Source organism: Desulfovibrio sp. GTC20076 (assembly GCF_055385905.1).
In genome coordinates this window covers 1,445,735-1,469,044 of record NZ_AP039366.1, presented here as the reverse complement: position 1 = coordinate 1,469,044, position 23,310 = coordinate 1,445,735, and the positions used below count along the sequence as shown (strand labels likewise).

At 57.7% G+C, this 23,310-nt stretch carries 19 protein-coding genes and 1 riboswitch; of the genes, 3 read left to right on the top strand and 16 right to left on the bottom strand.

Going from position 1 to position 23,310, the window contains the following annotated elements:
* Positions 1-93: 93 nt before the first annotated feature.
* The 7 genes from ACZ495_RS06435 to ACZ495_RS06405 all read right to left on the bottom strand — a co-directional run bounded on the left by ACZ495_RS06435 (position 94) and on the right by ACZ495_RS06405 (position 6,783).
* Positions 94-468, bottom strand: coding sequence for a hypothetical protein (locus tag ACZ495_RS06435; RefSeq protein ID WP_232088710.1), 375 nt, complete (start codon positions 466-468; stop codon positions 94-96).
* Between the two features lie 303 nt (positions 469-771).
* Positions 772-1,230, bottom strand: coding sequence for a PTS sugar transporter subunit IIB (locus ACZ495_RS06430; RefSeq protein ID WP_012624602.1), 459 nt, complete (start codon positions 1,228-1,230; stop codon positions 772-774).
* Position 1,231: 1 nt separating this feature from the next.
* Positions 1,232-1,675, bottom strand: a complete 444-nt coding sequence (locus tag ACZ495_RS06425) for a PTS sugar transporter subunit IIA (protein WP_012624603.1) — start codon at positions 1,673-1,675, stop codon at positions 1,232-1,234.
* Positions 1,676-1,709: 34 nt separating this feature from the next.
* Positions 1,710-2,585, bottom strand: a complete 876-nt coding sequence (gene rapZ, locus ACZ495_RS06420; protein ID WP_049757400.1) for an RNase adapter RapZ — start codon at positions 2,583-2,585, stop codon at positions 1,710-1,712.
* A gap of 123 nt (positions 2,586-2,708) precedes the next feature.
* Complete coding sequence (gene hpf / locus ACZ495_RS06415; RefSeq protein ID WP_012624605.1) at positions 2,709-3,248, bottom strand: ribosome hibernation-promoting factor, HPF/YfiA family; 540 nt, start codon at positions 3,246-3,248, stop codon at positions 2,709-2,711.
* A 160-nt stretch (positions 3,249-3,408) separates the two neighbouring features.
* A complete protein-coding gene (gene rpoN / locus ACZ495_RS06410) occupies positions 3,409-4,833 on the bottom strand; it encodes an RNA polymerase factor sigma-54 (protein WP_072312217.1) in 1,425 nt (474 codons plus the stop codon).
* Between the two features lie 306 nt (positions 4,834-5,139).
* Complete coding sequence (locus tag ACZ495_RS06405) at positions 5,140-6,783, bottom strand: CTP synthase (protein WP_012624607.1); 1,644 nt, start codon at positions 6,781-6,783, stop codon at positions 5,140-5,142.
* A gap of 260 nt (positions 6,784-7,043) precedes the next feature.
* Here ACZ495_RS06405 and ACZ495_RS06400 point away from each other — a divergent pair, with 260 nt between their 5' ends.
* On the top strand, positions 7,044-7,853 hold the full coding sequence (locus tag ACZ495_RS06400; RefSeq protein ID WP_012624608.1) for a phosphoribosylformylglycinamidine synthase subunit PurQ: 810 nt from the start codon (positions 7,044-7,046) through the stop codon (positions 7,851-7,853).
* Between the two features lie 246 nt (positions 7,854-8,099).
* On the opposite strand, the gene ACZ495_RS06395 is transcribed toward ACZ495_RS06400, so the two are convergent.
* From ACZ495_RS06395 to ACZ495_RS06380, 4 genes are all read right to left on the bottom strand, one after another.
* On the bottom strand, positions 8,100-9,242 hold the full coding sequence (locus ACZ495_RS06395) for an NAD(P)H-dependent flavin oxidoreductase (protein ID WP_012624609.1): 1,143 nt from the start codon (positions 9,240-9,242) through the stop codon (positions 8,100-8,102).
* Positions 9,243-9,403: 161 nt separating this feature from the next.
* A complete protein-coding gene (locus ACZ495_RS06390) occupies positions 9,404-12,406 on the bottom strand; it encodes a PD-(D/E)XK nuclease family protein (protein WP_464262849.1) in 3,003 nt (1,000 codons plus the stop codon).
* The gene (locus ACZ495_RS06385; RefSeq protein WP_464262848.1) at positions 12,399-15,818 is read right to left on the bottom strand and encodes a UvrD-helicase domain-containing protein; all 3,420 of its coding nucleotides are present in this window, start codon (positions 15,816-15,818) and stop codon (positions 12,399-12,401) included. The genes ACZ495_RS06390 and ACZ495_RS06385 overlap by 8 nt, the downstream gene beginning before the upstream one ends.
* Positions 15,819-16,144: 326 nt before the next feature.
* Complete coding sequence (locus ACZ495_RS06380; RefSeq protein WP_464262847.1) at positions 16,145-17,098, bottom strand: DMT family transporter; 954 nt, start codon at positions 17,096-17,098, stop codon at positions 16,145-16,147.
* A gap of 238 nt (positions 17,099-17,336) precedes the next feature.
* Between ACZ495_RS06380 and ACZ495_RS06375 the strand changes: the two genes are divergently transcribed.
* Positions 17,337-17,759: a hypothetical protein gene (locus ACZ495_RS06375; protein ID WP_012624613.1), complete on the top strand. Its 423-nt coding sequence runs from the start codon at positions 17,337-17,339 to the stop codon at positions 17,757-17,759.
* 178 nt (positions 17,760-17,937) lie between these two features.
* Positions 17,938-18,363, top strand: a complete 426-nt coding sequence (locus ACZ495_RS06370; protein ID WP_012624614.1) for an aspartate 1-decarboxylase — start codon at positions 17,938-17,940, stop codon at positions 18,361-18,363.
* A gap of 78 nt (positions 18,364-18,441) precedes the next feature.
* Here the strand turns inward: ACZ495_RS06370 and cycA are convergent, their stop codons facing one another.
* The 5 genes from cycA to ACZ495_RS06345 all read right to left on the bottom strand — a co-directional run bounded on the left by cycA (position 18,442) and on the right by ACZ495_RS06345 (position 22,968).
* Positions 18,442-19,863, bottom strand: a complete 1,422-nt coding sequence (gene cycA, locus ACZ495_RS06365) for a D-serine/D-alanine/glycine transporter (protein ID WP_012624615.1) — start codon at positions 19,861-19,863, stop codon at positions 18,442-18,444.
* A 699-nt stretch (positions 19,864-20,562) separates the two neighbouring features.
* Positions 20,563-20,712 (bottom strand): hypothetical protein, encoded by a 150-nt coding sequence (locus ACZ495_RS06360; protein WP_190275419.1) that lies wholly within the window; start codon positions 20,710-20,712, stop codon positions 20,563-20,565.
* A 23-nt stretch (positions 20,713-20,735) separates the two neighbouring features.
* A riboswitch (glycine riboswitch) is annotated at positions 20,736-20,825 on the bottom strand.
* A gap of 250 nt (positions 20,826-21,075) precedes the next feature.
* Positions 21,076-22,080, bottom strand: coding sequence for a J domain-containing protein (locus ACZ495_RS06355; RefSeq protein ID WP_296986633.1), 1,005 nt, complete (start codon positions 22,078-22,080; stop codon positions 21,076-21,078).
* Positions 22,081-22,083: 3 nt separating this feature from the next.
* Positions 22,084-22,533 (bottom strand): YkgJ family cysteine cluster protein, encoded by a 450-nt coding sequence (locus tag ACZ495_RS06350; protein WP_012624618.1) that lies wholly within the window; start codon positions 22,531-22,533, stop codon positions 22,084-22,086.
* 3 nt (positions 22,534-22,536) lie between these two features.
* Positions 22,537-22,968, bottom strand: a complete 432-nt coding sequence (locus tag ACZ495_RS06345) for a CoA-binding protein (protein WP_072312092.1) — start codon at positions 22,966-22,968, stop codon at positions 22,537-22,539.
* Positions 22,969-23,310: the final 342 nt, after the last annotated feature.

Sequence of the window (23,310 nt, the reverse complement as noted above, 5' to 3'; positions counted from 1 at the left end):
CAAAAGCTATAGGGCTGCCGTTTGAAATGCTTTTGTGTTCGTTTGTGGCGCCTGTCTGTATAACGGTCAGGGCATTTTCGTCTTGAAAAGACCCTAATGGCCTACCCAGATAAGCAGGGCAAGCATGCCCAGACAGCCGACAAGTACTACATAGGCCTGGCGGGTTCGCAAGGAGAGCACCGCGCCCATCAGCGCTGCCACATAGAGGGCAGACCAGGTAACTGCCTGCAGGGGGGGCAGGGCCTGATGGCGCTGCAATATGCCGAGCAGGGAGAATATCAGGGCAAAGCAGAGGCAGTACAGGCCGATCTGCCAAAAAAACCTGCGCAGAGACGAATAGCAGAGCGCCGCGCCGGGCGATGTTCCTCCGCGTTTGCCCTCACACCATATCTCCACCTTGTCCACCATGGCGTTTTGCCATATGCGCTGGCGCTGCTCGCAAAAGGAAGCCAGGTAGGCGGCCAGCATGCAAAGGATCAGAGGAATGAGCAGGCTGCCTGGCTGCGTCAGATCAAAGAATCTGCACAGGGGAAAGAGCAATAAAAAACTCAGGTTTCCGTAGGGAGGTACGACACTGCCCAGTTCGAGGGCGTCCAGCCAGAGCAGTTCAAAGATAATGCCGAGTGGCAGGGCCAGGCTCCAGTCCGAGGTGATGAAACCGGCTATGAGGGCAAGGCAGATGGGGCGGTCAACAAGGCCGATTATACAGGAAGAGCGGGCTGCACCGGCCAGGGCAAAAAAAAAGCGTAGGGAACCCCTGCTGCCGTCATTTCATATAAACTGCTCATGGGAACCCCTTACGGTTTCCGTAGGCACACTGCGGAAATCCAGTTGCACCAGATGTTGCTGCATGGAGCGCAGGTCTTCCCTGTCTTCGGCAGACAGGGCCACATGCGGGAGCACCTGCGTTTTTTCAGGACCGTAATGCAGATTGCCGATATTGAGAGTTTCCATAATCACCCCTGCGTCATTGGCGCGGCGGGCGTCCCGGCAGTTGCCGAAAAGTACGAAACTGTCTTCGCCACAGGCGTCAAGAGTGAAGGCCAGATCATCCACGGGAATGAAGTGGGTAAGAACGCGCTGCGGCACGGCGAGTTCAATAATCTGCTGGCGCAGTATGTCTGCCGCCAGCTCATCATTGGCGACTACCAGATGCTTGGCACCGGTATAGGGCAGCCATGCCTCAATGACCTGCCCGTGTATCAGGCGATTGTCCACGCGAAACCACATACTAGCTGTCGCTTTTGGTTCGCGCCTTGTTGCGCAGCATGTTTCCGGCGACCACAATACCCTTGGATCCGGCCTCGCCCGCCAGTTGGGCGAGTTCTTCAAGACTTTTTTCGCGAGCGCTGAACACCTTGAGCAGCATGGGCAGGTTGGCTCCGGTTACCACTTCTACCTTGTGGGTGGCCAGCAGGGAAAGGGCCAGGTTGGTGGGGGTTCCCCCGAACATGTCGGTAAGAATGATCACGCCCGCGCCTTTGTCCAGTCGTTGGGCCGCATCATTGAGCCGCCGCACGGTCTCGGAAACTTCCTGGCCCACATCCACGCTGATAGAACTGCAATCGCTCTGCGGGCCAAGGATGAATTCTGCGGTGCGCAGCATGGCCGAGCCGTAGTCGGCGTGCGCGACAACGATAATTCCCACCTGTGTCTTCTTGCTTTCGTCCGTCATGGCGTTCCTCTTGGCGCAGAGTCTGCCAATTTTTTCAGCCAAGTTCAAGGTGCCGGTGTTCCAGGGTTACCGGATAGTCTGCCTGTCGAAGGGCCTGGGTTACTTCTTCCGCCATGGCCACCGAGCGGTGGCGGCCGCCTGTGCAGCCCACGGCAATGGTAACGCGGTAGCGGCCCTCAGTTTCCATCAGCGGCAGAATGAACAGCAGTAGGTCTATGAGCTTGACGCAAAACTCGCGTGCATGGGGCTGCTCAAAAACATATTGTGCCACCTCTTTGTCTTTGCCGCACATGGGCCGCAGATCTGCCACAAAATAGGGATTTGTGAGAAAACGCAGATCAAAAACAAAGTCTGCCTCACGCGGGACGCCATATTTGAAGCCAAAGGAAATAACATTGACTCTGATGGCGCGCAGCTTGCTTTTACTGTCGCTCCAGCGTTTCTGAATGGCGCGGCGCAGGTCATGAATGGAAAAACGTGAGGTATCAATAACCAGGTCAGCCATTTCGCGCAGCGGACTCAGGCTGTTGCGCTCAGACAACAGGGAAGCCTCAAGTCCCATGCCTTCACGCTCCAGCGGGTGCGGGCGGCGGGTTGTGGCGTAGCGGCGTATAAGTTCCTGCGCGTCGCATTCCATAAAAAGGAGCATGGGGCGTATATTCACGGCCGCAAGGTCAGACAGGGCTTCGTTGATTTCATCCAGAAAATTGCTTTGCCGCAGGTCCATGCCCAGGGCGATGCCCTTGAAGTGGCTCATGGAGGGGCGGGACATCATGTCCACCATTTCGGGAGCAAGGCTCGCGGGCAGGCCGTCCACCACAAAATGGCCCATGTCTTCAAAAACTTTGAGGGCCGTGCTTTTACCCGCTCCGGAAAGACCGGTGACAATGCACACGGCTACGGGCGGCATCGGGGCAGCAGTTTCAACCACCGGCCCTTCGGGCCGCGGGTGTGTGGCGGTGCTCATGAATCCCCCTGAAATTTCCGGGCCGCCCCCGCAACGGCGTTCTTGGGGCGGCCCGGAACAGGCGTGTTATAAAACAGGGTCGATCAGCGCGTAGCCGCTTGTGCGTGTGCGGTATACGACGTTGATGCGGCCGTTTTCAGCGTTGAAAAAGACCAGGAATTCGCTGCCGATAGAATCAAGCTGCATGAGCGCCTCGTCAAGGTGCAGGGGCTTGGCCGCCAGGCGGTCAGTGCCTTCCACCGGTTGCGGGGCCTCGGCTTCTGCCTCGATGTTGTAGGTGAACACATCGACATCGGCGCTGCGCGCCTTGCGGCGTTGGGTTTTGACCCGTGAAACCTGACGCTTGATCTGCGCTTCGACCTTGTCTGTCACAAGGTCGATGGCGGCGTACATGTCCGTGGTCTGTTCCGTGGCGTTGATGTGCAGTCCTTCCCCCACAACGGTTACTTCGCAGCGGTGGCGGAATTTATCTACGGTCAGCACGACGGTAACTTCAAGACCGGCGGACTTGCCGAAAAAACGCCCCAGCTTTTCCATGCGGCGGCGGGCATATTTTTTAAGATGGTCGGAGGCTTCAAAGTTTTTGAAGGCAAAAGAGATATTCATATAATCCTCCTTTTGATGGCGGTTTCCGGCATGGCAACCGCGAGGTCCCGCCCTTGGGCGGGCAGCGAAGCAGTGGCGGTTTACGGCCCTTTTTCGCAATCTTGCGCGTCATTCGCCGTTGGGGCGGCCGGGACCGGGGTTCCGGGACGCGGCGGAAAGATCAGAAATGCTCCTTGCGCCTGGAGGATGAGGGGATGTCAAGGGCGGTACGGTATTTAGCCACAGTTCGCCGGGCAATATTGACCTTGAGGCGTTCCTTGAGCATTTCGCCTATGCGCTCGTCACTGAGCGGCGATTTGGCGTCTTCTTCGGCAATGAATTTTTTAATGAGCGCCTTGACGCTTTCGGAGCCGACCTGGCTGCCGTCGTCCAGCTCAAGCCCGCTGTTGAAGAAAAATTTGAGTTCAAAAATACCGTGCGGCGTGGCCACGTATTTATTGGTGGTAATGCGGCTCACGGTAGATTCATGCATGCTGATGTCATCGGCAATATCCTTGAGAATAAGGGGGGCCAGCCGTGTGACGCCTTCTTCAAAAAAAGGCTGCTGATGCCGCACGATGCTTTCCATCACCTTGTACAGTGTGCGCTGACGCTGGTACAGGCTCTTGATCAGCCATGTGGCCGAGCGCATTTTTTCCGTACAGTATTCTTTTTCCTTGTCCGAAGCGGTGCCCATGTTCATCTGTGTCAGGTTGGAAAGCTGGAGCTGCGGCAGGCCGTCTTCGTTCAGCAGGATGATAAATTCATCGCCCATTTTATACACGAACACGTCCGGACTTACGTAGGCCGGTTCACCGCCGCCGAAGCTCGCTCCGGGCAGGGGGTCAAGGCTCTGGATGATGTCGAGATATTCCTTCAGTTCATCCATGTCCAGCTTGAACTTGCGCAGCAGGGGCTTGTAGCGTTTGGCTTCAAGGTCTTCAAGGTGCGCGTTGACAAGCTCGAGCAAAATGGGGTCGCGATCATACTTGAGGCTTCGTATCTGCACAAGCAGGCATTCGCGGGCATCGCGGGCAGCTACGCCTATGGGATCAAACATCTGTACACGTTCGAGCACGGCCAGCGCCTCGGCGGGTTCCGCCCGGGCCATCTGGGCAACCTCTTCAATACTGGCCTGCAGGTAGCCCGCAGATGAAAGATTGCCGATAATGATTTCGCCTATATCTTTCTGGGCTTCGGTAAGGGAAGAGAGGCGGAGTTGCCAGAGCAGATGCCCTTCAAGGGTGGGTTTGGCGGAATAGCGGGCTTCGAGGGGGGAGATGTCTTCCGCGGCTTCATACTCGCGCGGCTGCACAAGGCGAGGAGTACTGGCGAATTCACCAAGGTAGTCCTCCCAGTCTGCATCCTTGGCAAGATCCTTGTCGTATGCTTCCTCAGCACCGCTTTCCCGCCGGTCTTCCACGTGTTCCTGTGCGGCGTCGTCTCCGTGGGATTCCTCAAGAAAGGGGTTTTCCAGCAGTTCCTGCTGCACGGTTTCCAGAAGCTCCAGACGCGAGAGCTGAAGCAGTTTGATGGCCTGCTGTAATTGCGGGGTCATCACCAACTGCTGAGCCAGTTTTAATTGCTGTCGAAGTTCCAGTGCCATGTGCGTTTTCCGCCTTGAAAAATCCAGAAGCCTTATATTTGTGGTTACAAGTAGTGTGCCATAGTGGCAAAAATTACGCAATAGCCAGAGGTTGCACCATCAAAAGTAAGAAAGCACGGCTAGTTGGATCAAACTTTGCATAAAAGGGAAGCCGCTTTTTTGTTTTCAGGCGGCCCGAGTGAAATATACAGTGAAAAGATAATGTTTCAAACATGTTGCTGTGCGTTCAGACAAGCCTGCAAATAAAAGCGCGGGCCAGAGGCCCGCGCGAAGGTGTGTAAAGAGGAAAGCCCCTCACGCCGGGGATCAGACCTTGGCGTGCTTTTTAGCCGCGCCGATGAATTCCCGGAACAGCGGATGGGCATTCATGGGGCGGGACTTGAACTCGGGGTGGAACTGGCAGCCCAGGAACCAGGGATGTTCCGGCAGTTCGATGATCTCCATCAGGGAGCCATCGGGCGAAGTGCCGCTGAATATCATGCCTTTTTCCGCCAGGGCTTCCTTGAATTCATTGTTGAATTCGTAGCGGTGGCGATGGCGTTCTTCAACCATGTCGGTCTTGTACGCTTCAAAGGCGCGCGATTCGGGCATGACCTTGCAGGGATAGGAGCCAAGGCGCATGGTGCCGCCCTTGTCGCTGCCGGCATCGCGTTTTTCGACGTTTCTGGTGCGGAAGTCATACCATTCAGTCATGAGATAGATGACCTTGTGCTTGGAGCGGTGGTCAAATTCTTCGGAGTTGGCATCGGCCATGTCCGCCATGTGGCGGGCAAATTCGATAACTGCGCACTGCATGCCGAGGCAGATGCCGAAGAACGGTACCTTGTTTTCACGGGCGTAGCGGATGGCCGCGATCTTGCCTTCCACGCCGCGATAGCCGAAACCGCCGGGCACCAGAATGCCGTCACAGCCTTTGAAGTGTTCGGCAGCGTTGCTGTCGTCCACATTCTCAGAGTTGACGTAGCGCAGGTCCACCTGAACCCGGTTGGCCACGCCGCCGTGGATGAGGGCTTCGTGCAGGCTTTTGTAGGCCTCTTTCAGGTCTACATACTTGCCCACGATGGCGACCGTGACCTTGCCGTGAGGATTGTCGCTGTCGCTGACGAGTTTTTCCCACGCATCAAGCTGGGCATTGCGTGCGGGCAGGCGCAGCATGATGGCCACTTTCTGATCAAAGCCTTCCGCATAAAACTTGAGCGGCACTTCATAGATATTGTTCACGTCTACCGAAGAGAACACGGCATCCTGATCCACATTGCAGAACAGGGCGATCTTGCGGCGCAGTTCTTCAGGAATGCTCTGTTCACAGCGGCAGAGGATGATATCGGGCTGAATGCCGATGGAGAGCAGTTCCTTTACGCTGTGCTGGGTGGGCTTGGTCTTGTGCTCGCCGGCGCTGCGCAGGTAGGGAACCAGGGTAAGATGGATGTTCAGGCAGTTGTCGCGCCCAAGTTCGGAGCGCAGCTGGCGTATGGCCTCAAGAAAGGGCAGGCCTTCAATATCGCCCACGGTGCCGCCTATTTCAATGATGGCGACGTCCGGGGCGTCTTCGCCTTCGGCCAGGGAGAGAACCACGCTTTTGATTTCATCCGTAATATGGGGGATGACCTGTACCGTGGCTCCCAGGTAGTCACCGTGACGTTCCTTGGCGATAACCTGGTTATAGATGGCCCCTGACGTGGTATTGTTTTTCCGCGACATGGGCACATTGAGATAGCGCTCGTAATGGCCCAGGTCCAGATCGGTTTCAGCCCCGTCATCAGTGACGAAAACCTCACCATGCTGGAAAGGATTCATAGTGCCGGGGTCAACGTTAATATAGGGGTCGAGTTTCTGTATTGTTACCGAAAGGCCACGGGTTTGCAGCAGCGCGCCCAGCGAGGCGGCCGCCAGGCCCTTGCCCAAGGATGACAGTACTCCGCCCGTCACAAAGATAAATTTAGTTTTCATGGCCTCCACCTTGATTCTTGATCGCTTTTTAGCACAACCCCAAGTTCATAGACCAAAATGATTTTTTTGGCTAGCATTGACTATCGAAAACAAGGTACGTAGTGTGATATTCCCTCTTCAGCGTGCGCGGGTACGGCCTGGCTTTACCGGCGGCTCTTGGGGTGCGGGCTCATTGCGGCCCACGGGCCGCGCGGCGCGCGCCTGGTACGCACTTGCCCGCACTCTGAAAGATCTGCTCAAGCCAAGGAGGCTTTACCCGCATGGGCACGGTCAATACACTGGTCATCACCGGTTACGGAACAAATTCTCATCTGGAAACGGCCCATGCGGCCCGTCTTGCTGGTGCAGACAGGGCTGATGTGGTCCATTTTTCAGACATCGTAGCGGCCAAGGTGCGTCTGGCTGACTACCATTTTCTGGTTTTCCCCGGCGGCTTTCTGGATGGTGATGATTTGGGGGCGGCTCAGGCCGCAGTAATGCGCTGGCGCTATCTGAAAGATGCGCAGGGCGTTCCCCTGCTACAGAGTTTGCGCGACTTTCTGGATGAGGGCAAGCTCATTCTCGGAATTTGTAACGGTTTTCAGCTTTTGGCCAAACTGGGCCTGTTACCCGCGCTTGGCGGCGTGCGCTTTGAGCGCCAGGTTTCGCTGGGTCATAACGATTCTGCCCGTTATGAAGACCGGTGGGTTCATCTTTTGCCCAATGCAAAAAGCCCCTGTGTCTTCACAAAAGGCATGCCCATGCTGTGCATGCCTGTGCGCCACGGTGAGGGCAAGCTTGTGCCCCGCGATGAAGACTGCCTGCGCCGTTTGCAGGAAGAAAACCTCATCGCCCTGCAATACGCTGACCCCGAAACGGGGCAGCCTACGCAGGAGTATCCGCTCAATCCCAACGGTTCGGCCTTGGCCATTGCCGGCCTGACCGATCCCACGGGCCGGGTGCTCGGCCTTATGCCGCATCCGGAAGCCTTCCATCATGTGACCAACCATCCTGCCTGGACGCGCGGTGAGCTGGACCCGCCAGGAACGCTTCTGTTTGTCAATGCCGTGCGCTATCTGCGCGGGCAGTAAGCGCGCTTTTGCTTTGACGATTGCTCAAAGTCTTTAGGCGCCCATTGCGGCCTTTACTGCTCGGGAACACGGTACTTACGCCTGCGAGGTGGATGCCTGCCCGGGCGCCCGCTAGAGCAGGTTACGACGAAACGGTTCACATTGATTGTTGCAGACATCATACAAACAAAATCCCCTGGCTCTGCCAGGGGATTTTGTTTGTATGGCTGTGGCGCCTTTGCTTGCGACCACGCAGGATTTGTTTTTTTAACTTTTGCCGTTGTTGAACATGCTTTGCACACTCTTGCTCAGCGAAGACATGGCTTCGTCAAATTCATGCTGCAGGCTGTCCATAAGTTCGCGTACAGACGTGATCTTGTTTACACGCGACACGTTGGCGCCACAAAAGGCAAAGCCGCGCTCAAGGTTGCCCTTCATGGCATTAATGAGCGCCTGGGCAATGCAGTAGGGGGTTTTTTCCTGTTCGCAGGTGTGTACGCAGTGGAAGATGCATTTGAAGGGCTTTTTGTTGCCTTCGCGGGCGGCATGGATGAACCCATTGTCCAGGGCGCGGCCGGGCATGCCCACCGGGCTTTTGATAATGGTGATGTCTTCAGCCCTGGCTGCCAGGTAGGACTGTTTGAAGCGTTCGTCGGCATCGCATTCGTGGGTAGCCACAAAGCGGGTTCCCATCTGTACGCCCGAGGCTCCGAGGTCAAGAAATTTTTTGATGTCCGCGCCGGAGTACACGCCGCCGGCAGCGATAACGGGAACGGCCTTGCCGTATTTGTCTTCAAAAGACTTCACGGCTTCTACCACCTCAGGAACCAGCACCTCAAGGGAGTGAGCCGGATCGTGCAGTTCTTCGGCCTTGAAGCCAAGGTGTCCGCCTGCCTTGGGGCCTTCAACCACAAAGGCATCGGGCACATAGTTGAAGCGGGATATCCATTTTTTGGCAATAACCGACGCTGCCCGGGCCGAAGACACTATGGGTACCAGCTTGGTTTTAAATTCTTCTTTCTTTTCTTCGCAGGCCTGAAAAAGGTGCTTGGGCATATCCAGGGGCAGCCCTGCACCGGAAAAGATGATGTCTGCCTTGCTTTCAATGGTGGTGCGCACCATCTGGCTGAAGGTGGTCAGCGCCACCATAAGGTTGACGCCCACGATACCGCTGGTCATCTGGCGGGCTTTTTCGATTTCGTTGCGCAGCGCCCGCAGGTTGGCGGTCAAGGGATCCTTGGCCACGTCCGGTTCTTTCATGCCGATCATGGCTCCGGCGATAACGCCGATGCCGCCCTGATTGGCCACGGCCGAAGCCAGGCCTGAAAGTGATATGCCTACACCCATGCCACCCTGGACTACAGGGATCTTGGCGGTGAGATTACCTATTTTAAGTGCGGGAAAAGACATTGCAAGACCTCCGTCCTGACTTGTAAGGACAAGCCCACCCGCCCCCGTTGGTGGTTCTCAGGCATGCCCCGTATGGAAATTAGGCGCAACAATAGCCGTAAAATCCTCAAGACGCAACAGGTGAAATGCCTCTTTTGTGAAGAACGCCAAGGGTTCGGCACTTATACAGAACATAAGCCCGCATAGGGGCACCATCGGCAGTGCTTGTCCGGGCGTGCCGCAAAGCAGGGCGAATATTCCATGTGCAGCAGGGGCAGGGCCAGTGCTGTGCGGCAAAAGCCAAGAGCCGCATCAAGGTCTTCGTCCACAAGGCCGCCGAATAGGGGATGCTCCCTGCCGTCGTCGCGCAGTTCCACCAGGGCCGCATCGCTCAGGGGGGTCATGCCGCTGGCCTGTGCCATGGCCAGATAGCAGGGAAGCTGCAGGCTCGGCAGGCGTTCCCGCAGTTGGCTGAAGAGAGCTTCCAGTTGTTGCAGATGGCTTTCACCAGCTTCCTGCGCGGGGGGCAGGGTGTCGCACAGTTGCCCGGCACGGGAAAAAAAGGCCAGGTCTGTCCACAGGCTGCCATCAAGTTTTTTAATGCCGCCGGTTTTGTAGTCCAGCACGTAGAACAGGCCGTCGCGCCAGTCCACGCGATCCATTGCGCCCACAAAAGCATAATCGCGCCCGGCCAGCCGCAGGGGAACCTTAAGCTCTTTTTCCAGTGCCATGATTGTCACGTCGGCGGGCTGGTTTTCAAGAAAGCGCATAAGGCGCATGGGAGCAGCTTCTTCCAGCATCAGGCAGCTGTCGGCGGGCAGCAGTTTGCGCAGGCCGTGCGCCTCAAGCTGTTCATAAAAGCGGGCGCGGACCGTTTCGGCCGAGATGTCGCCGGACCGCACAGTTTTATTCAGGTACGGCTCATAAAGGGCCTTGAGCGTGTCATGAATGCAGGTTCCTACGGCGGCGGGGTCATCTCCTTCATTAATTTCCTTGGGGGGACGCAGCCCGCACAGATACTGCCAGGCAAAGCGTAGGGGGCACTGAAGGTAAACGTCCAGTCTGGTGGCGGACAGCGGTTCGCGCAACAGGCGCGCCAGCGCATCATTCATGTCGGCACTGCGCTCAAGCTGCTTTTCCCCCAAGGCCGCGGCACGAACCTCGCATACGGCGGTTTCCAGCGGTGGTTCACCCGGGGCAAGCACGGCCCCGCGGGCCAGTTCTTCCTGCCAGAGCAACTGCTCCACAAAACGGCTGCGGCTTTTTTTGCCGTCAAAAAGGCTTGAACGGCTGATGCCTTCCTGCCAGAAAAACGAAACTTCCTGCGCTCCGGCGCACAGACGGTACAGGGTGTGCGCGGCGGCCCTTTCCCGGCGGCGGGAATCGGGCAGGCCCAGAACCTGCCGCAAAGAATCCGGCAAAAGAGGATCCTGCGCGGGATTGCCGGGCAGCCTGTCGTCCGTGGCGTCCACGATGAACACACGCCCGAAATGCAGCAGCCGCGTCTCAAGCATGCCGAGAACCTGGAGTCCCGTGAGGGGATCGGCCTCAAAAGGCACGCGCTCCTGCCCGAGTACTTCGCGGGTCATGCCGTGCAGGGTGGTCAGGGGAAAGGGCGTGCGGGCCAGCAGGTTTTCGCGCAGAACAGGTACGGTCTGCCGCATGAGCCTGTACATGGCCTCGGCGTCCAGGGGAAAGTGCCGCCACAGGTCATCACCCCGGCAGCGCAGAAAGGAGCACAGGCCATGCAGCACACGGGCCATGTCTTCTGTGGTCGCAGCTCCGGCCGGGGCGCGCACGAGGGCCTCCAGTGTTTCTTCAAGCAGCTGGGCCAGCGCTTCGGGCAACTGCCCCCGGCACTCCAGGATAACCTCATCCAGGTCCACGAAGCGGGTTCCCTCACGGATGATGCGCTCCAGCGGCCGCAGGGCGTCACGCAGCAGCAGGGGCTGCCCGTACGCATCGCGGGTACGCAGCATGTTCACATATGGATGGCGCAGGCACTGCAAAAGATGACGCCAGTAGTAGCGGCCTTCATCGCTTCTGGTGGCCTGCAGGCGCAGCAGTCCATCCAGCAGGCGGTTCAGCGGGGACCGCTCCAGCGGATAGCCCATGGACACGTTGACGTCTTTATGCGGCAGGTGGTGCAGCACCGGCATAAGCAAAGAGCTGTCCGTAAGTACAATGGCCGTGGAATGCCCAGACTCCACAGGGATGGGGCTGCCGTCATTCTCGGGGCGGGTGGTTTTTTCCGCTGTGCCATCAGTTGGATCTGCGCGCTTTAGGTCGCGATGCAGGGCGGCAAGCTGTGAATGACAGTCATAACCTGCAAAAAAACGGTATTCGGGACGATGATTTTTTTCATCTTCATCAAGTTGCAAGGCAGTGGCTGCCCGTGCTTTCCAGCGGCGCATCCACGCGGCCAGCTCCTCACAGGCCCAGTGCGGGCGGCTGTTTTCAGCAAGGGCCGGATCGCCATGCAGGCAGATGTCCGCCCCGGCCTGCCAGAGGCGGCGCAGCAGATGGTCTTCACCGCCCGTGAGCAGATAAAAGCCCGCCACCAGTACGGGACGGCCATCCTGGGGCCGCAGCAGCGGAGGAATGGGGGCATCGCCGCGTGCCAGATTGAGAAGGTCAAGGCCGGGCGTGGTCCAGTTTTTTTCCAGCAGAGCGGATTCATAGGCGTGGCTGATGCGGCCAAGAGCGCCCAGCAGAGCGGCCGCAGGCGCGGCTACTTCGTCTTCAACATGGGCAATATCCCTGATTTCCACCATCTGTCCGTACATTTCTTCCAGCAGGGCTGCCAGGCGCAGCCCCCAGGGCAGAAAGAGGGCCATGTCCATACGTGCAAAACGGGCGGCAAGCGTTTCGTCCTCGCGCGACAGCGTGTTAACGCAGGCATGCAGCAGGGCAACGCGGTCCAGCGTGTTGGCCGTGTGCAGGGGGGCAGCGCTGCCTGAAGCCCGCCAGATGCCCACAGCATCGGCCAGGGGCAAAACCTTGGGCAACAGGCCCGTGTAGCCATCTGCGGCATAGAGTTGCGCCATATATCGCCAGGGGCGGTTGTGCGGCACAATAACAAGGGCGGAGCCGGGGCGTCCGCCCGTGATCTCGTGCAGATGCTCCTTGAGGGCGGGCAGAAAGGGGCGCTGCCAGGGAAAAACCAGAAAAGGCGAACTACTCATGCAGGTAATCCTCTGCGGGCAAAAGACCGTCGCAGTGAGGGGTCAGTTCCGATGCGCCGTCCGGCGTCACCAGGCGAAAACGGCGCTGGTCAAGATAGACCAGCAGGCCCATGACGGGGGTATTGGCGTTTTCGCGCTCCAGAAGCAGGCCGCCAAGATATCTGCGTACCTGCTCCACGTGCGCGGCTTCGGGCTGCCCGCTTTTATAATCAATGACCAGCCGCCCCCAAGGTTCGTGGACCAGCAGGTCCATGCGCAAAAGCTGGCCCTGGGCGGTCATTATGGAATGCTCGGGCCAGCCGTTGGCGAGCCACCGCGCGCTTTGAGGCTGGCTTGCAAACCAGTGCAAGGCTTCAAATGCGCCGTGGCGCAGGGCCGCATCATCGGGAACAGGCAACGGATAATGCCGCAGGCCGAAGTTCAGGGCCGCCTGGGCGTCTTCACGCGGGCTGCCGGTAAGGCGCAGGTGTTCCAGGCAGAAATGCAGCAGATTACCCCTGTCTTCAGGCTGAAAATCAAAAGCGGCCATGGGATTGCGAAAAATCTTCAGGCGTGGCAGCCACTGCATGGGGCGCCAGTCTTCAGCAGCATCAGCCGTATCCGGGGAAAAAGCGTCGTATTCCTGATCTGCACCGACGGAAGGGGTGCGGGAGATGGCAGGTGCGGCAGCGGGTAAAATTCCCGGCGCGCCGGCTGTGCCGTCCACATGCTGCAAGCCGGGCGTCGGGGCTGGGGCCGGGTTTGCAGGGCGGCCGCCAGCGGGGCTGGCTGGCAATGCGCAGTCTGTATCCACATCTGCCCCGATAGCGGCATGCGCATGGCTGCCCCGTGACGTGTCAGCGGCCGTGGGCAGACTGCCCAGAGCATAGGGTGGCTGCAGTCCGGCGCGTTCCCAGAGAATATCCAGTCCTGCAAGTACCGGCGACTGTCTTTTGGCCGAAGTGCGAAAAACATACAGGGCGTCTCTTGCGCGGGTAAAGGCAACGTAGAGCAGGTTCAGGCTCTCTCTGGCCTGACGGGCCAGATCCTCGTAGTAGGGGCGTCCCAACGCTTTCTGATTGCGCACCATCATGCTCAGCCCCTGGCGGTTTGTGCGCAGCGGCTTGTCAGAGGCGGAAATGTTCAGCGCGGTAAAGGGGACGAAAACCACCGGGGCCTCAAGTCCCTTGGATTTGTGCACGGTCATGACCCGCACGGCATTCATGTTTTCCGGCATGGGAACCTTTTCTTCCTGGCTTTTGGCATTCCAGTGCTCCAGAAAGGTAGAGAGCGTCGCAAGTCCCTTTTCTTCTGCACTGTGCAGTACCTCCATAAAGCGGCGCAAAAAGGTTGCCGCTTCGGGAAAACGCTGTTCCACCTGAAGGCGCGCATACCATTCAAGTACGGTATCATAGGGCGTCATCAGGCCGGACTGGCTGAAAAAAGGCGCCAGCAGGCTTTGCCATACATGCGGCCAGCGCTGGCGGAAACTCTGGTACAGAAAGCCTTTTTTCTGGCGGGCGCACCAGCCGTGCAAGTCGGTATGCGCCAGTTCGGCAGCCTCGGGATGGCCGTGAAAAATCTCTCCGGTCAGGACGGTCAGCAGGGCGATATTGTCATCTGGGCTGTCAAGAAAGGCCAGCAGGGCCACGGTCTGGACAATGAGAGGATGGGCCGAGAGCAGCAGGCTGTTTTCGGTGATGACCGGAATCCCCAGCCGCACCAGATGGTCCGCGATGCGTGCCGCTCCGTCATTGCTGCGTACCAGCACGAGCACGTCCGACCAGGGGCGCTGCGGGGCCACATCATCAAGCAGGATGCGGCCCAGACGGTCAAAAACGGCTTCGCGCAGCATCTCGGATGAGTCTGCCGCAATATCTTCCACCTGCACAAGGCCGCCGTCGGGTGTGTGCTCCGGGCATTCCTGCCGGGTTCCGGCAAAAGCGCCGAGCAGGCTTTTTACAGAGGCGTCCATTATTTCCGCAGACAGGTCTTCGGGCATGTCGCCCGGCAGAAGGGCGCTCATGACGGCTCTGGCCGTATCTGCCTGTTCCAGAAGGGCAAAAAGGGCATTGTTGTGCTCAACCACCTGACGGCGGCTGCGCCAGTTGAACGGCAGGCTGTCGCGGGCCGTGGTGGCGGCCACGGCGGCAAGCCCCTTATCTTCAAGGATGCCGTCAAAAAGTTCCGGATCGCCGTCCCGCCAGCCGTAGATGGACTGCTTTACATCGCCCACCCAGGTCAGGGACCCCCCGCGCGACAGCGCTTCCTCCACCAGTGGGCGCAGCGCCCGCCACTGTTCCTGGCTGGTATCCTGAAACTCGTCCACCAGGTAGTGGGTAAGGCGCGCGCCAAGGCGGCAGAGCGTTTCCGGCACACCGTGATCGCCGGACAGGACCTTATGCGCCATATGGGGAACAAGCAGACCGGGGAGCGTGCCCTCCTGCTCCTGATTGTGCAGAAAGGCGTCAGCCAGAATACGCGCCATACGTATGGACGGCTCAAGGCGCAGGGCCTGTCGCAGAAGTTGCCCGTCCTGCATGCAGGCCTGGGCGGCCAGAGAAAAAGCAGTATAGGCGTGCTCCACTTCTGGGCCTACAGCAGCGCCTTTTTTAAAAAGTTGGGATGCGGCATCTTTGGTTAAAAAAGCCGAGTTCTTACATTCGCCATCAGCCCAGGCAGTGACAGCCTTTTCCGCATTGGACAGCCAGGGCAGCCGCGTGCCTGAGGCTGCATGCAACAGGTGGCCGGCAGCCTGTCTGGCGGTCCGGTTGAGGGCAACCAGCTTTTGCTCAAGTTCTTCATAAGAAGAGAGATCGCCGTAGCGCCCCAGCAGGGCGCTGTCCAGAAGCGGGCGCAATTGATACAGCAGCTTTTCTCCTGCCAGAAAACCCTTGCTTTGCCCGTGGTGAACCATGGCCCGGCAAACCTGCCGCAAAAGGCCACGCATATTTTCATCCCCTTGCCAGGCTTTTTCAAGCAGGAGGTCCAGATAGGGCGTGAGTGCTTCTTCGGTGGCAAAGACGGGCTGAAAGTCCGGGTGCAGGCGAAGATCCAGGGCAGCTGCGCGCACGATAAGGTGCAGCAGGCTGTCAATGGTGCGTATGTTCAGCGCGCTCATGTCACGCATGATGGCGTCCACCCAGCGCCCGGCTGAAGCGGAATCAAGCTCCAGTCCTTGCATGGGCTGCCCCAGGGCCGCGCTTTTAAGTTGCCGGATGACGCGTTCACGCATTTCGGTGGCGGCGGCATTGGTAAATGTGACAGCCAGTATGTCGCCCCAACCGCAGGGGCCGCTGCTGCTCAGGGCGCAGGCCGGTGACGCAGCTGTGCCGGGAGCACCGCAAGCCACAAGACGCTGTAAGAAACAGCGTGTTAGTTCATATGTTTTTCCGGATCCGGCAGAGGCTTTGACCTGACGCAGATGCTGCATGAATATTCTCGTGTTTTCGCACCGGGCCGTTTGGCTCCGATATGTCGCAATGTGGATTGCGGCCGGGGCCACAACCAGGATATTGCTGTATGGCTGGCCCATACTTCCTGAAAAAAGGCGTGCCGGAAAATCCGCGCGGTACAGCGCGCCCGGCGGCCTGGCCGAAAGCGCCCGGCAGCGGCTCGCATATTTGTACTGCCAGCCCGCAACTGCCTGCTTTTGTTACAGGCAACCGGAATGCCAGCGGCGCTGGCTGCCGGATCCAATCATGCCAAACCACCGGCTTCGAGTCGAGAGGTAAAGTCCGGGCGCCCCTGTGACGGCGTTTAGCGTCGGTTTGCCAGAAAAATTGCGCCAAGGATAAGCCCGCCGCCCAGAAAAACGCGCCCCCCCGGCGCATCACCCAGAACCAGCCAGGCCGCCGCAATGGCGTAAACCGGCTCCAGCGTAATGATAAGGGCGGCCTGGCGTGCCTTGAGAACAGTGAGGCTGTTGATGAAAAGAACGTAGGCCAGGGCGGAGCACAACAAACCCAGGCTGGCGATCCACAGCCAGTCCAATGTGCTTACAGTGCTGAACTGCCGCCAGACAAAGGGCAGGAGAACAACGGCCGTAACTGTATTCTGCCACCAAGTGGTTTGCAGTCCCGGAAGATGCCCGGCAAAGCGGCGGTTGCCCACGGTCACCAGGGCGTAAGCCAGGCCGGATGCCACGCCCAGCAGCAGGCCGACTGTGCCTTCATGAGCAAATGAAAAGGATGGGGTTGTGCAGACAAGCCCCAGCGTTACCATGCCCAGGCCGCGCACCTCGGCGAAACTGGGGCACTCCCGGTATATGAGACTTTCGATCAGGGTTGTGAATGCCGGAAAACAGGCAAAGCCAAGCGTGCCGACGGCCACGCCGCCAATCTGTATCCCCATGAAAAACATTACGAAATGTGCTGCAAGCAATGTGCCGCTTATGGTAAGCGCCAACAGGTCGCAAGCATGCAGCCCGCGCCAGGGGGGCTGTTTTTTACCAAGTCCTGCAAGGGTGAGTGCCGCTACGGCAAAGATGGCACGCCCGCAAACAAGCATGGGAGCGGAGCATTGGCAGAGTTTGCCGAAAATGCCCGAAGCTCCGAAGAGCAGGGTGGCGCCATGCGCACGGGCCAGAGCGGCACGGCGGCCTTTGGGCGCTGCCAGGGCGTTTGCGGCGTCCCCTCTGGTCGTTCCGGGAGTGGATGGTCCGGAGGAGGCCTGTCCGGCAGGGCCGTGCGTTCTGGCGGGGGGCGGTGTCATAATTATCCTTAAAAAAGCATGCCCGGTGCGGGTACGCCGGACGTAAACTTGCGCAGGCGGCACACAGTCGTGCGCGCGTGGCGGAACTGCCTAAAATGTTTTTAAAAATAAGTCTAGATTTTATCTTGAAAATCTGCTTTAATTGATGTAGCGCTTTATAGAACATGATGTAAAACAAGGTTCGGCTGCTCTGTATGCCGGACAGAACATAAAAGTATAGTCTTTTCCCGGGGGCATCATGCCGCAAGTCGCAGCACGCATCAATGAAGAACAGGAACGCTGGCTCAAGGATTATTTTCGTACCAAGAGCGCCGGCGCGGAATTTATCCTGCCTTGGGCTGTGGACACGTTTTTCCGGGCCATCACGGGCATAAAGCACATATTCAGCGGGCCGGAACTGAAGACCATCGTCGAGGCGCATAAAGACATGAAGCTCATGCCGGACCACACGCGCCTTTCTTACCTCATGCTGCGTGTTTCTGATGCCTGCGACGTCAACGGAGTGCATCTGCGCCACGGAGCCAGTAAATCAAGCCTTGAATCAAAAATAAAAAGCCTGGATGATACGCAGGCCACAGCCCTTATGGTGTGGGCTTCGGCTTTTTGGGTCAGCCGCAACTGCTCGGCTGAAAATCTGGATGAGTACATCAAGGCGTATTGATCTTTGCTCGTGGAATCCGTAGGTTCAAGGCCGCGTATGCGGCCTTTTTTATTTTGTGTATGTTGTTTCGTTCCGGAAAGCCAAAGGTGTTTGCAGGTTGTGCGATGCTCGCCTGCAAAAGCAGCCCGCGCGGGGGCGGCAGCCTGTTTGTGCGGCATGTTTTGAAAGAGAGAGAAAAATGCTGAAGATTTTACGCGCCAAATTGCACGGCATACGCGTAACGGAGTGTGTGCTGGACTATCACGGCTCTATCACCCTTGATCCGGAAATATGCGGGCTGGCAGGTATCATGCCGCTGGAGTTCGTTTATATCTGGAACAAACACAGCGGGCAGCGTATTTCCACCTACGTCATTTACGGCGAGGCCGGGTCGCGCTGCTGCATTCTCAACGGAGCGGCCGCGCGCACATGCCAGAAAGGGGATGAAGTTATCATCAGCGCTTTTGAGTATGTCGCCGGACCGGGGGATATTTCTCAACGCAGCCCGGTTGTTTTGACTTTTGACGCTCACAACAGGGTGCAGGAACGTTTACGTTATATAGTGGAACAGAAGGATGGCGGCATGTCTTTCAATATTGCCGATGATCCCCTGCCGGAGGCATGACCTGCCACCGCTGAAAGCATATAACAAAAGGCCCGGTATATCCGGGCCTTTTGTTATATGGAGTCTGTCACGGAACTGTTAGTTGTTGGCGCCGTTCTGACGCTTGCTGACATGGTTCTTGTGGCTGAAGTAATAGCTGATGCCGAGAAGCACGAACCACAGGGGCGTGGTGAGCATGGCCATGCGCGTGTCGGCTTCAAAGGTCAGCAGGACAAGCACTATGGCGAAGAATATCCAGCAGATCCAGCAGGAGAACACGCCGCCGGGCAGCTTGAACTTGGAAGCTGCGTGCCGCTCGGGGTACTTCTTGCGGTAGACGTAGTACGAAACAAGAATCATGGACCATACGAAGATGAAGCAAATGGCGGAGATGGTTGTCATGACGGTAAAGGCCGCCATAATGGTGGGCATGATAATGAGCATGGACGCGCCGAGCAGCAGGCAGAGGCACGAGAACAGCAGGCCGTTGGCAGGAACCCGGTGCGAAGAAAGCTTGCCGAAAGACTTGGGAGCTACCCCGGCCAGCGACAGGCCGTAAAGCATGCGGCTGGTGGAGTAGATGCCGCTGTTGGCGGAAGAGGCCGCCGATGTCAGCACCACGAAGTTGACGATACTGGCTGCCGCGGGAATGCCCACGGCTACGAAGGTGTGAACGAACGGGCTTGTTTCGGGGTCAATGGCGGACCAGGGCGTGATGCACATGATGGCCACCAAGGCGAACACGTAAAAGAATACGATACGGAAGGGAATGGTGTTGATGGCCTTGGGCAGGTTGATTTCGGGATCCTTGGCTTCCGCCGCTGTGGTTCCGATAAGCTCAATGCCCACAAAGGCGAACATGGCTATCTGAAAGCCCGCAAAGAAGCCGAATATCCCCTTGGGGAACCATCCTCCATGATCCCACAGGTTGGATACTGCGGCCACGTCACCTGATATGGATGAGGTAAAGCCGGTAATGACCATAACCGCTCCGGCACAAATAATGGCCATGATGGCCACGATCTTGATGGAGGCAAACCAGAATTCCATTTCACCGAAAAGGTTCACTGAAACAAGGTTGAGTGCCATGATCAGCAGGACGAAGAGAATGGAAGGTATCCATACCGAAAGCGTGGGGAACCAGAAGTGAAAGTAGGAGGCAATGGCGATAACGTCTGCCGTACCGGTAACAATCCAGCAGAACCAGTAGGTCCAGCCTACAAAAAAGCCGGCCCAGGGACCAACGATATCCTCCGCCATGTCAGTGAAGGATTTGTACTTGAGGTTTGAGAGAAGGAGTTCTCCCATGGCCCGCATGACAAGGTACAGAAAGGCCCCGATAATGGCGTATACAAAGATGATGGAAGGCCCGGCAAGGTTGATGGTTTTGCCGGACCCCATGAAAAGGCCTGTACCGATGGCTCCGCCGATGGCAATAAGCTGGATGTGTCTCTGGCTGAGGCCGCGTTTGAGAGTATGAGGATCTTCGTGTCCCACGGGGGGGGTGGGCTTGTCACTCATGGTACGTGCTCCCTGTTTTTTGTTGGTGCTGTGGGGCGTTTACGCTCTTGCCCCGCACGAATAGCAATGTTTGTTTTCCGGTGCGGGATTGGCCTGTGCGGCCTGTCCCGCGCGTGGCCTGTCTGGGTGTCCTCCTTACGCAATCAGCGGGGGGAGCTGGTGCGTCAGTTACAATTACGTCGGTTTCTGGTCAAATAACGACCTGCTGACAGCAAAGGGTAAAAGGCTCATACAGCCCTGAAAAAAACAGGGCAGCCATGAGCCTTGAAAAAAATGGGCATCGGTCTGTTGTATGAATTTTTATGCTGGGAAGCCTGAAAGGGCGGGAGCAGAATATGGTGATAGCGCGGCAGGGCGGCGCGGGGTTTGCCGTGTGTGCTTCGGGCAGCAGGGCATGAAAGTGTGTGCAGTGGCAACGAAAGGCCGCGTGTCGGAGTGTGCGGTAAAACTTCGCTGCCCGCCGTGGTAAGCCGTTTTGGGGGGCTTTGTGCTGTCGGGTAAAAAACAGGCAGCAGAAAATATGTTTTTACTGGATGGAAATGAACAGTGCTGGTGTGGCGAAGGCTGGTGGCGTGGGGGCAGGGCTGCCCCGGCAGAGGCGCGTGTATGCAGGGCGGGGATGCGCCTGATTCTGATTTTGCGGCGGTATAAAAAGGACGAGGGAGATTAGTGCGAACACGCAGAAGCGGAGCAAAACCGCTACGCCAGTCCGTTGCCCGCAGCACCTGCGGGTCCGTCCTGCACGGTCAGTTGTGGCTCTTGTGCTGAAGGGCCGCCAATAGTGGGGCCGATGGCAAGTAAAAACACGCCATGACAGTCACCTCGTTGCAGAGGTTCAACTTCTGTCATCAGCGTGCGCCAATTTCAGAGTGCGTCCGACCATGATCCTTTTGCCTGAGAGTTTCGATCGCTCTTGCCCCTTCGGCGTGCTGTCCAGCAGCAAGCTCTCTCATGGTCATCATTCGCTTTTATGAAAACCCAATGCGAAGTATCTGGTATGCTGGTCAGAGTAGTAACTGTTTAATATGAAGATTGTCAAATAAGTTTTTTCACAATCTTTTGTCACATAAAATAAACATGTTGCGAAGGTTTTTCGTCTTTGGCACTGAGCTGGGAAATGTTTTTCCGTTCATCTGGAATGAAGCCGTACTGTTACCATTGCTACTGACGGATGGGCTGAGGCACGTCTGCCCCGCAGCGGACGGGCAGGGCCTACTCGGTGTACAGTGTAAGATAGAGATCCCCTTGCCAGGGGCCGACGCGCTTGCCCAGCCCGCGCAGGCGTATGGGTTTACCCACGGTAAAGTCAGGGGGCAGGGTTATTTCAACCGTTTTAAGCTCAGCCTGAATTCCCTGGCGTATCTGCAAGCGCACCCGGCAGCCCGGCGCAAGGTTTGCGGCGGGCAAGGTAAGGCTTTGCTCTTCGTCGATCTGTCGGCGCAGCCAGCCCCTGACCAGGCCAGTGACGCCTTTTGTCATGTCAGATGACCATTTGGGCGTACCCCAGGCCAGGTTGCTTTTATGGAGTGGAGCGCTTTTCTTTTCTTTCTGCGCGGCCTTTGGCTTGGCCCTGCTTTGCGGGGCGGATTCCGCTGTATGGGCTTCGGCTGTTTCCTGCTGTGGTTTTTCGGCATGCTGCCGGTTCAGTTCGCTATAAATATCTTCAAAAACACGGCGGGCAAAAGGATCGTTAAGCAGGTCGCGCAGCACGTCCTGTTCCGCATAGGCCGTGCCGTTACGGTCTGCGGTATTTTCTTCAGGGTCGGGGGCTTGTTCGCTTTGAGGCTTTTGCTGCTCGGTCTGCGCGCCCTCATCTGCCCCGGCTGTTTTTGCCTGCTGCTGCCCCGTTGCTTCGGTTCCGCCAGGCGGGGGAGGGGCCTTGCTTTCAGTCTGGCCGGTATCTGTAGCGGGGCCGGATTTTTTATCGGAGCCATTCGCCTGGTCGGCGTTTTTTCTGGGTTTCTGTGCCGCCTTTCGCGCTTCAGATGTAGCCCTGACTCCGTCTTCATGCTTGAGGATGCCTGAAAGCGCCACATAGGCTTCGTTGAGCATCTGAAAATCCCGGCTGGCCTCGGCATTGCCGGGATTCAGGTCAGGGTGCAGCTCAAAGGCACGTCGGCGGTAAGCCCTTTTTACGGCGGCAAGGTCAGCGTTCTTCTCAAGCTTGAGAATTTCGTAGCATTCCTTGAGGGATATCTGGCGGGAGCGGCGTCGCATGATTTATTTAAGGATTAGGGCGTTGGCTTCGCAGTTGCAATCGCTGGCAAGCAGGCCGTGCTCGCGCAGGTACTGGCGGCCTTGTCGTTCAAAGGCTGCGTGGGAAGCCTCCAGACTGATGCCCGGACAAAATTCTTTAGCCATGGCAAGGCTTGCGGGGTCTTCAATATTACCGCGAAAAAAAGGCCAGGCACGACAGATGGCAGGCTTGCCTTCGTGTACACCGCAGCCTTTACCCTGTTGGAAAAAAACGCAATAACCGTCTGCACCGCTGCGGATTTTCAATTTGCCGCCCGCATAGTAGCAATACCCTTCTATAACGGCTTCGGGGGCAAGCCCCATGTGCGCGGCCAGGCGCGTAAGGTCAGTGGGGCTGACCACAATGCCGCCGACTCCTTCGCAGCAGTGGCCGCACATGCGGCAGTCGAAAACCGTATCCGGTGAAACAGACATGAATTATCCTTGAATAGTTGCGGCGTTGGGCAAAAGGCGGGCATGCTCGACCATGATGCAGGCGTCCTCTATCACGGTAATGCCAAGAGCGGTCAAAAGCACACGGGCTTCGGGCGAACGGATGCCTTGCTGCATCCAGAAAACAGCGGGTCGCCAGGGCAGGGCCAGCACTTCACGTGCGTGATCCGGGCAGTATTGCGGAGCGCGAAACAGGTTCACGATGTCCACGGGGCCGGGCAGGGACGCAAGGTGGGGGTAGGCTGTAAGGCCCCACACCGTCTGGCGTACCGGGTGTACGGGATAAATTTCGTAGCCTTTATCCATGAGGTAGCGGCCGACACGGTCAACGGGCTGTCCGGGTTTGTCCTTGGCCCCGACAATGGCTATACGCCGCGCCCGCTCAAGCTGGGCGCGCAATTCTTTGTGATCCTGCATATGGTCCCCGAAAGGTGAGATGACAGAGAGCCGGCGGATTTTCTCCACCGGCAGTCTGCCATCCTAGACGGCTACAGAAAAATGCGCAAGCTTTCCTGACAAGGAGGCCGGACGTAGCGGCATGTTGCCGCGCAGATATCTGGCGTGGGATTAGGGCCCGCAAGGCTGCCCGCAGGATGTGCCCGCAGCGCACCCCTGCAGTACGGAACATGTGCTGAAGCCTGACGATCACCGCGGGGTTGGGCAGTTTTTGGGTATTTTACTTTTGAAGCGTTTTCGCTGTGTTCATCTTGTCTTCATTTGGGCCGTCTGCGTGGCGGGTGGCAGAGGGAACTGTCGGGG

What these genes read in the sequence shown, in the direction of transcription:
- hpf (WP_012624605.1), bottom strand. Translation starts at nt 3,248, where the DNA reads ATGAATATCTCTTTTGCCTTCAAAAACTTTGAAGCCTCCGACCATCTT.
- ACZ495_RS06350 (WP_012624618.1), bottom strand. Translation starts at nt 22,533, where the DNA reads ATGTCTGTTTCACCGGATACGGTTTTCGACTGCCGCATGTGCGGCCAC.
- ACZ495_RS06375 (WP_012624613.1), top strand. Translation starts at nt 17,337, where the DNA reads ATGCCGCAAGTCGCAGCACGCATCAATGAAGAACAGGAACGCTGGCTC.
- ACZ495_RS06405 (WP_012624607.1), bottom strand. Translation starts at nt 6,783, where the DNA reads ATGAAAACTAAATTTATCTTTGTGACGGGCGGAGTACTGTCATCCTTG.
- ACZ495_RS06370 (WP_012624614.1), top strand. Translation starts at nt 17,938, where the DNA reads ATGCTGAAGATTTTACGCGCCAAATTGCACGGCATACGCGTAACGGAG.
- ACZ495_RS06425 (WP_012624603.1), bottom strand. Translation starts at nt 1,675, where the DNA reads ATGACGGACGAAAGCAAGAAGACACAGGTGGGAATTATCGTTGTCGCG.
- ACZ495_RS06435 (WP_232088710.1), bottom strand. Translation starts at nt 468, where the DNA reads ATGCTGGCCGCCTACCTGGCTTCCTTTTGCGAGCAGCGCCAGCGCATA.
- rpoN (WP_072312217.1), bottom strand. Translation starts at nt 4,833, where the DNA reads ATGGCACTGGAACTTCGACAGCAATTAAAACTGGCTCAGCAGTTGGTG.
- ACZ495_RS06355 (WP_296986633.1), bottom strand. Translation starts at nt 22,080, where the DNA reads ATGCGACGCCGCTCCCGCCAGATATCCCTCAAGGAATGCTACGAAATT.
- ACZ495_RS06385 (WP_464262848.1), bottom strand. Translation starts at nt 15,818, where the DNA reads ATGCAGCATCTGCGTCAGGTCAAAGCCTCTGCCGGATCCGGAAAAACA.
- rapZ (WP_049757400.1), bottom strand. Translation starts at nt 2,585, where the DNA reads ATGCCGCCCGTAGCCGTGTGCATTGTCACCGGTCTTTCCGGAGCGGGT.
- ACZ495_RS06360 (WP_190275419.1), bottom strand. Translation starts at nt 20,712, where the DNA reads ATGACAGAAGTTGAACCTCTGCAACGAGGTGACTGTCATGGCGTGTTT.
- ACZ495_RS06430 (WP_012624602.1), bottom strand. Translation starts at nt 1,230, where the DNA reads ATGTGGTTTCGCGTGGACAATCGCCTGATACACGGGCAGGTCATTGAG.
- cycA (WP_012624615.1), bottom strand. Translation starts at nt 19,863, where the DNA reads ATGAGTGACAAGCCCACCCCCCCCGTGGGACACGAAGATCCTCATACT.
- ACZ495_RS06390 (WP_464262849.1), bottom strand. Translation starts at nt 12,406, where the DNA reads ATGAGTAGTTCGCCTTTTCTGGTTTTTCCCTGGCAGCGCCCCTTTCTG.
- ACZ495_RS06380 (WP_464262847.1), bottom strand. Translation starts at nt 17,098, where the DNA reads ATGACACCGCCCCCCGCCAGAACGCACGGCCCTGCCGGACAGGCCTCC.
- ACZ495_RS06345 (WP_072312092.1), bottom strand. Translation starts at nt 22,968, where the DNA reads ATGCAGGATCACAAAGAATTGCGCGCCCAGCTTGAGCGGGCGCGGCGT.
- ACZ495_RS06400 (WP_012624608.1), top strand. Translation starts at nt 7,044, where the DNA reads ATGGGCACGGTCAATACACTGGTCATCACCGGTTACGGAACAAATTCT.
- ACZ495_RS06395 (WP_012624609.1), bottom strand. Translation starts at nt 9,242, where the DNA reads ATGTCTTTTCCCGCACTTAAAATAGGTAATCTCACCGCCAAGATCCCT.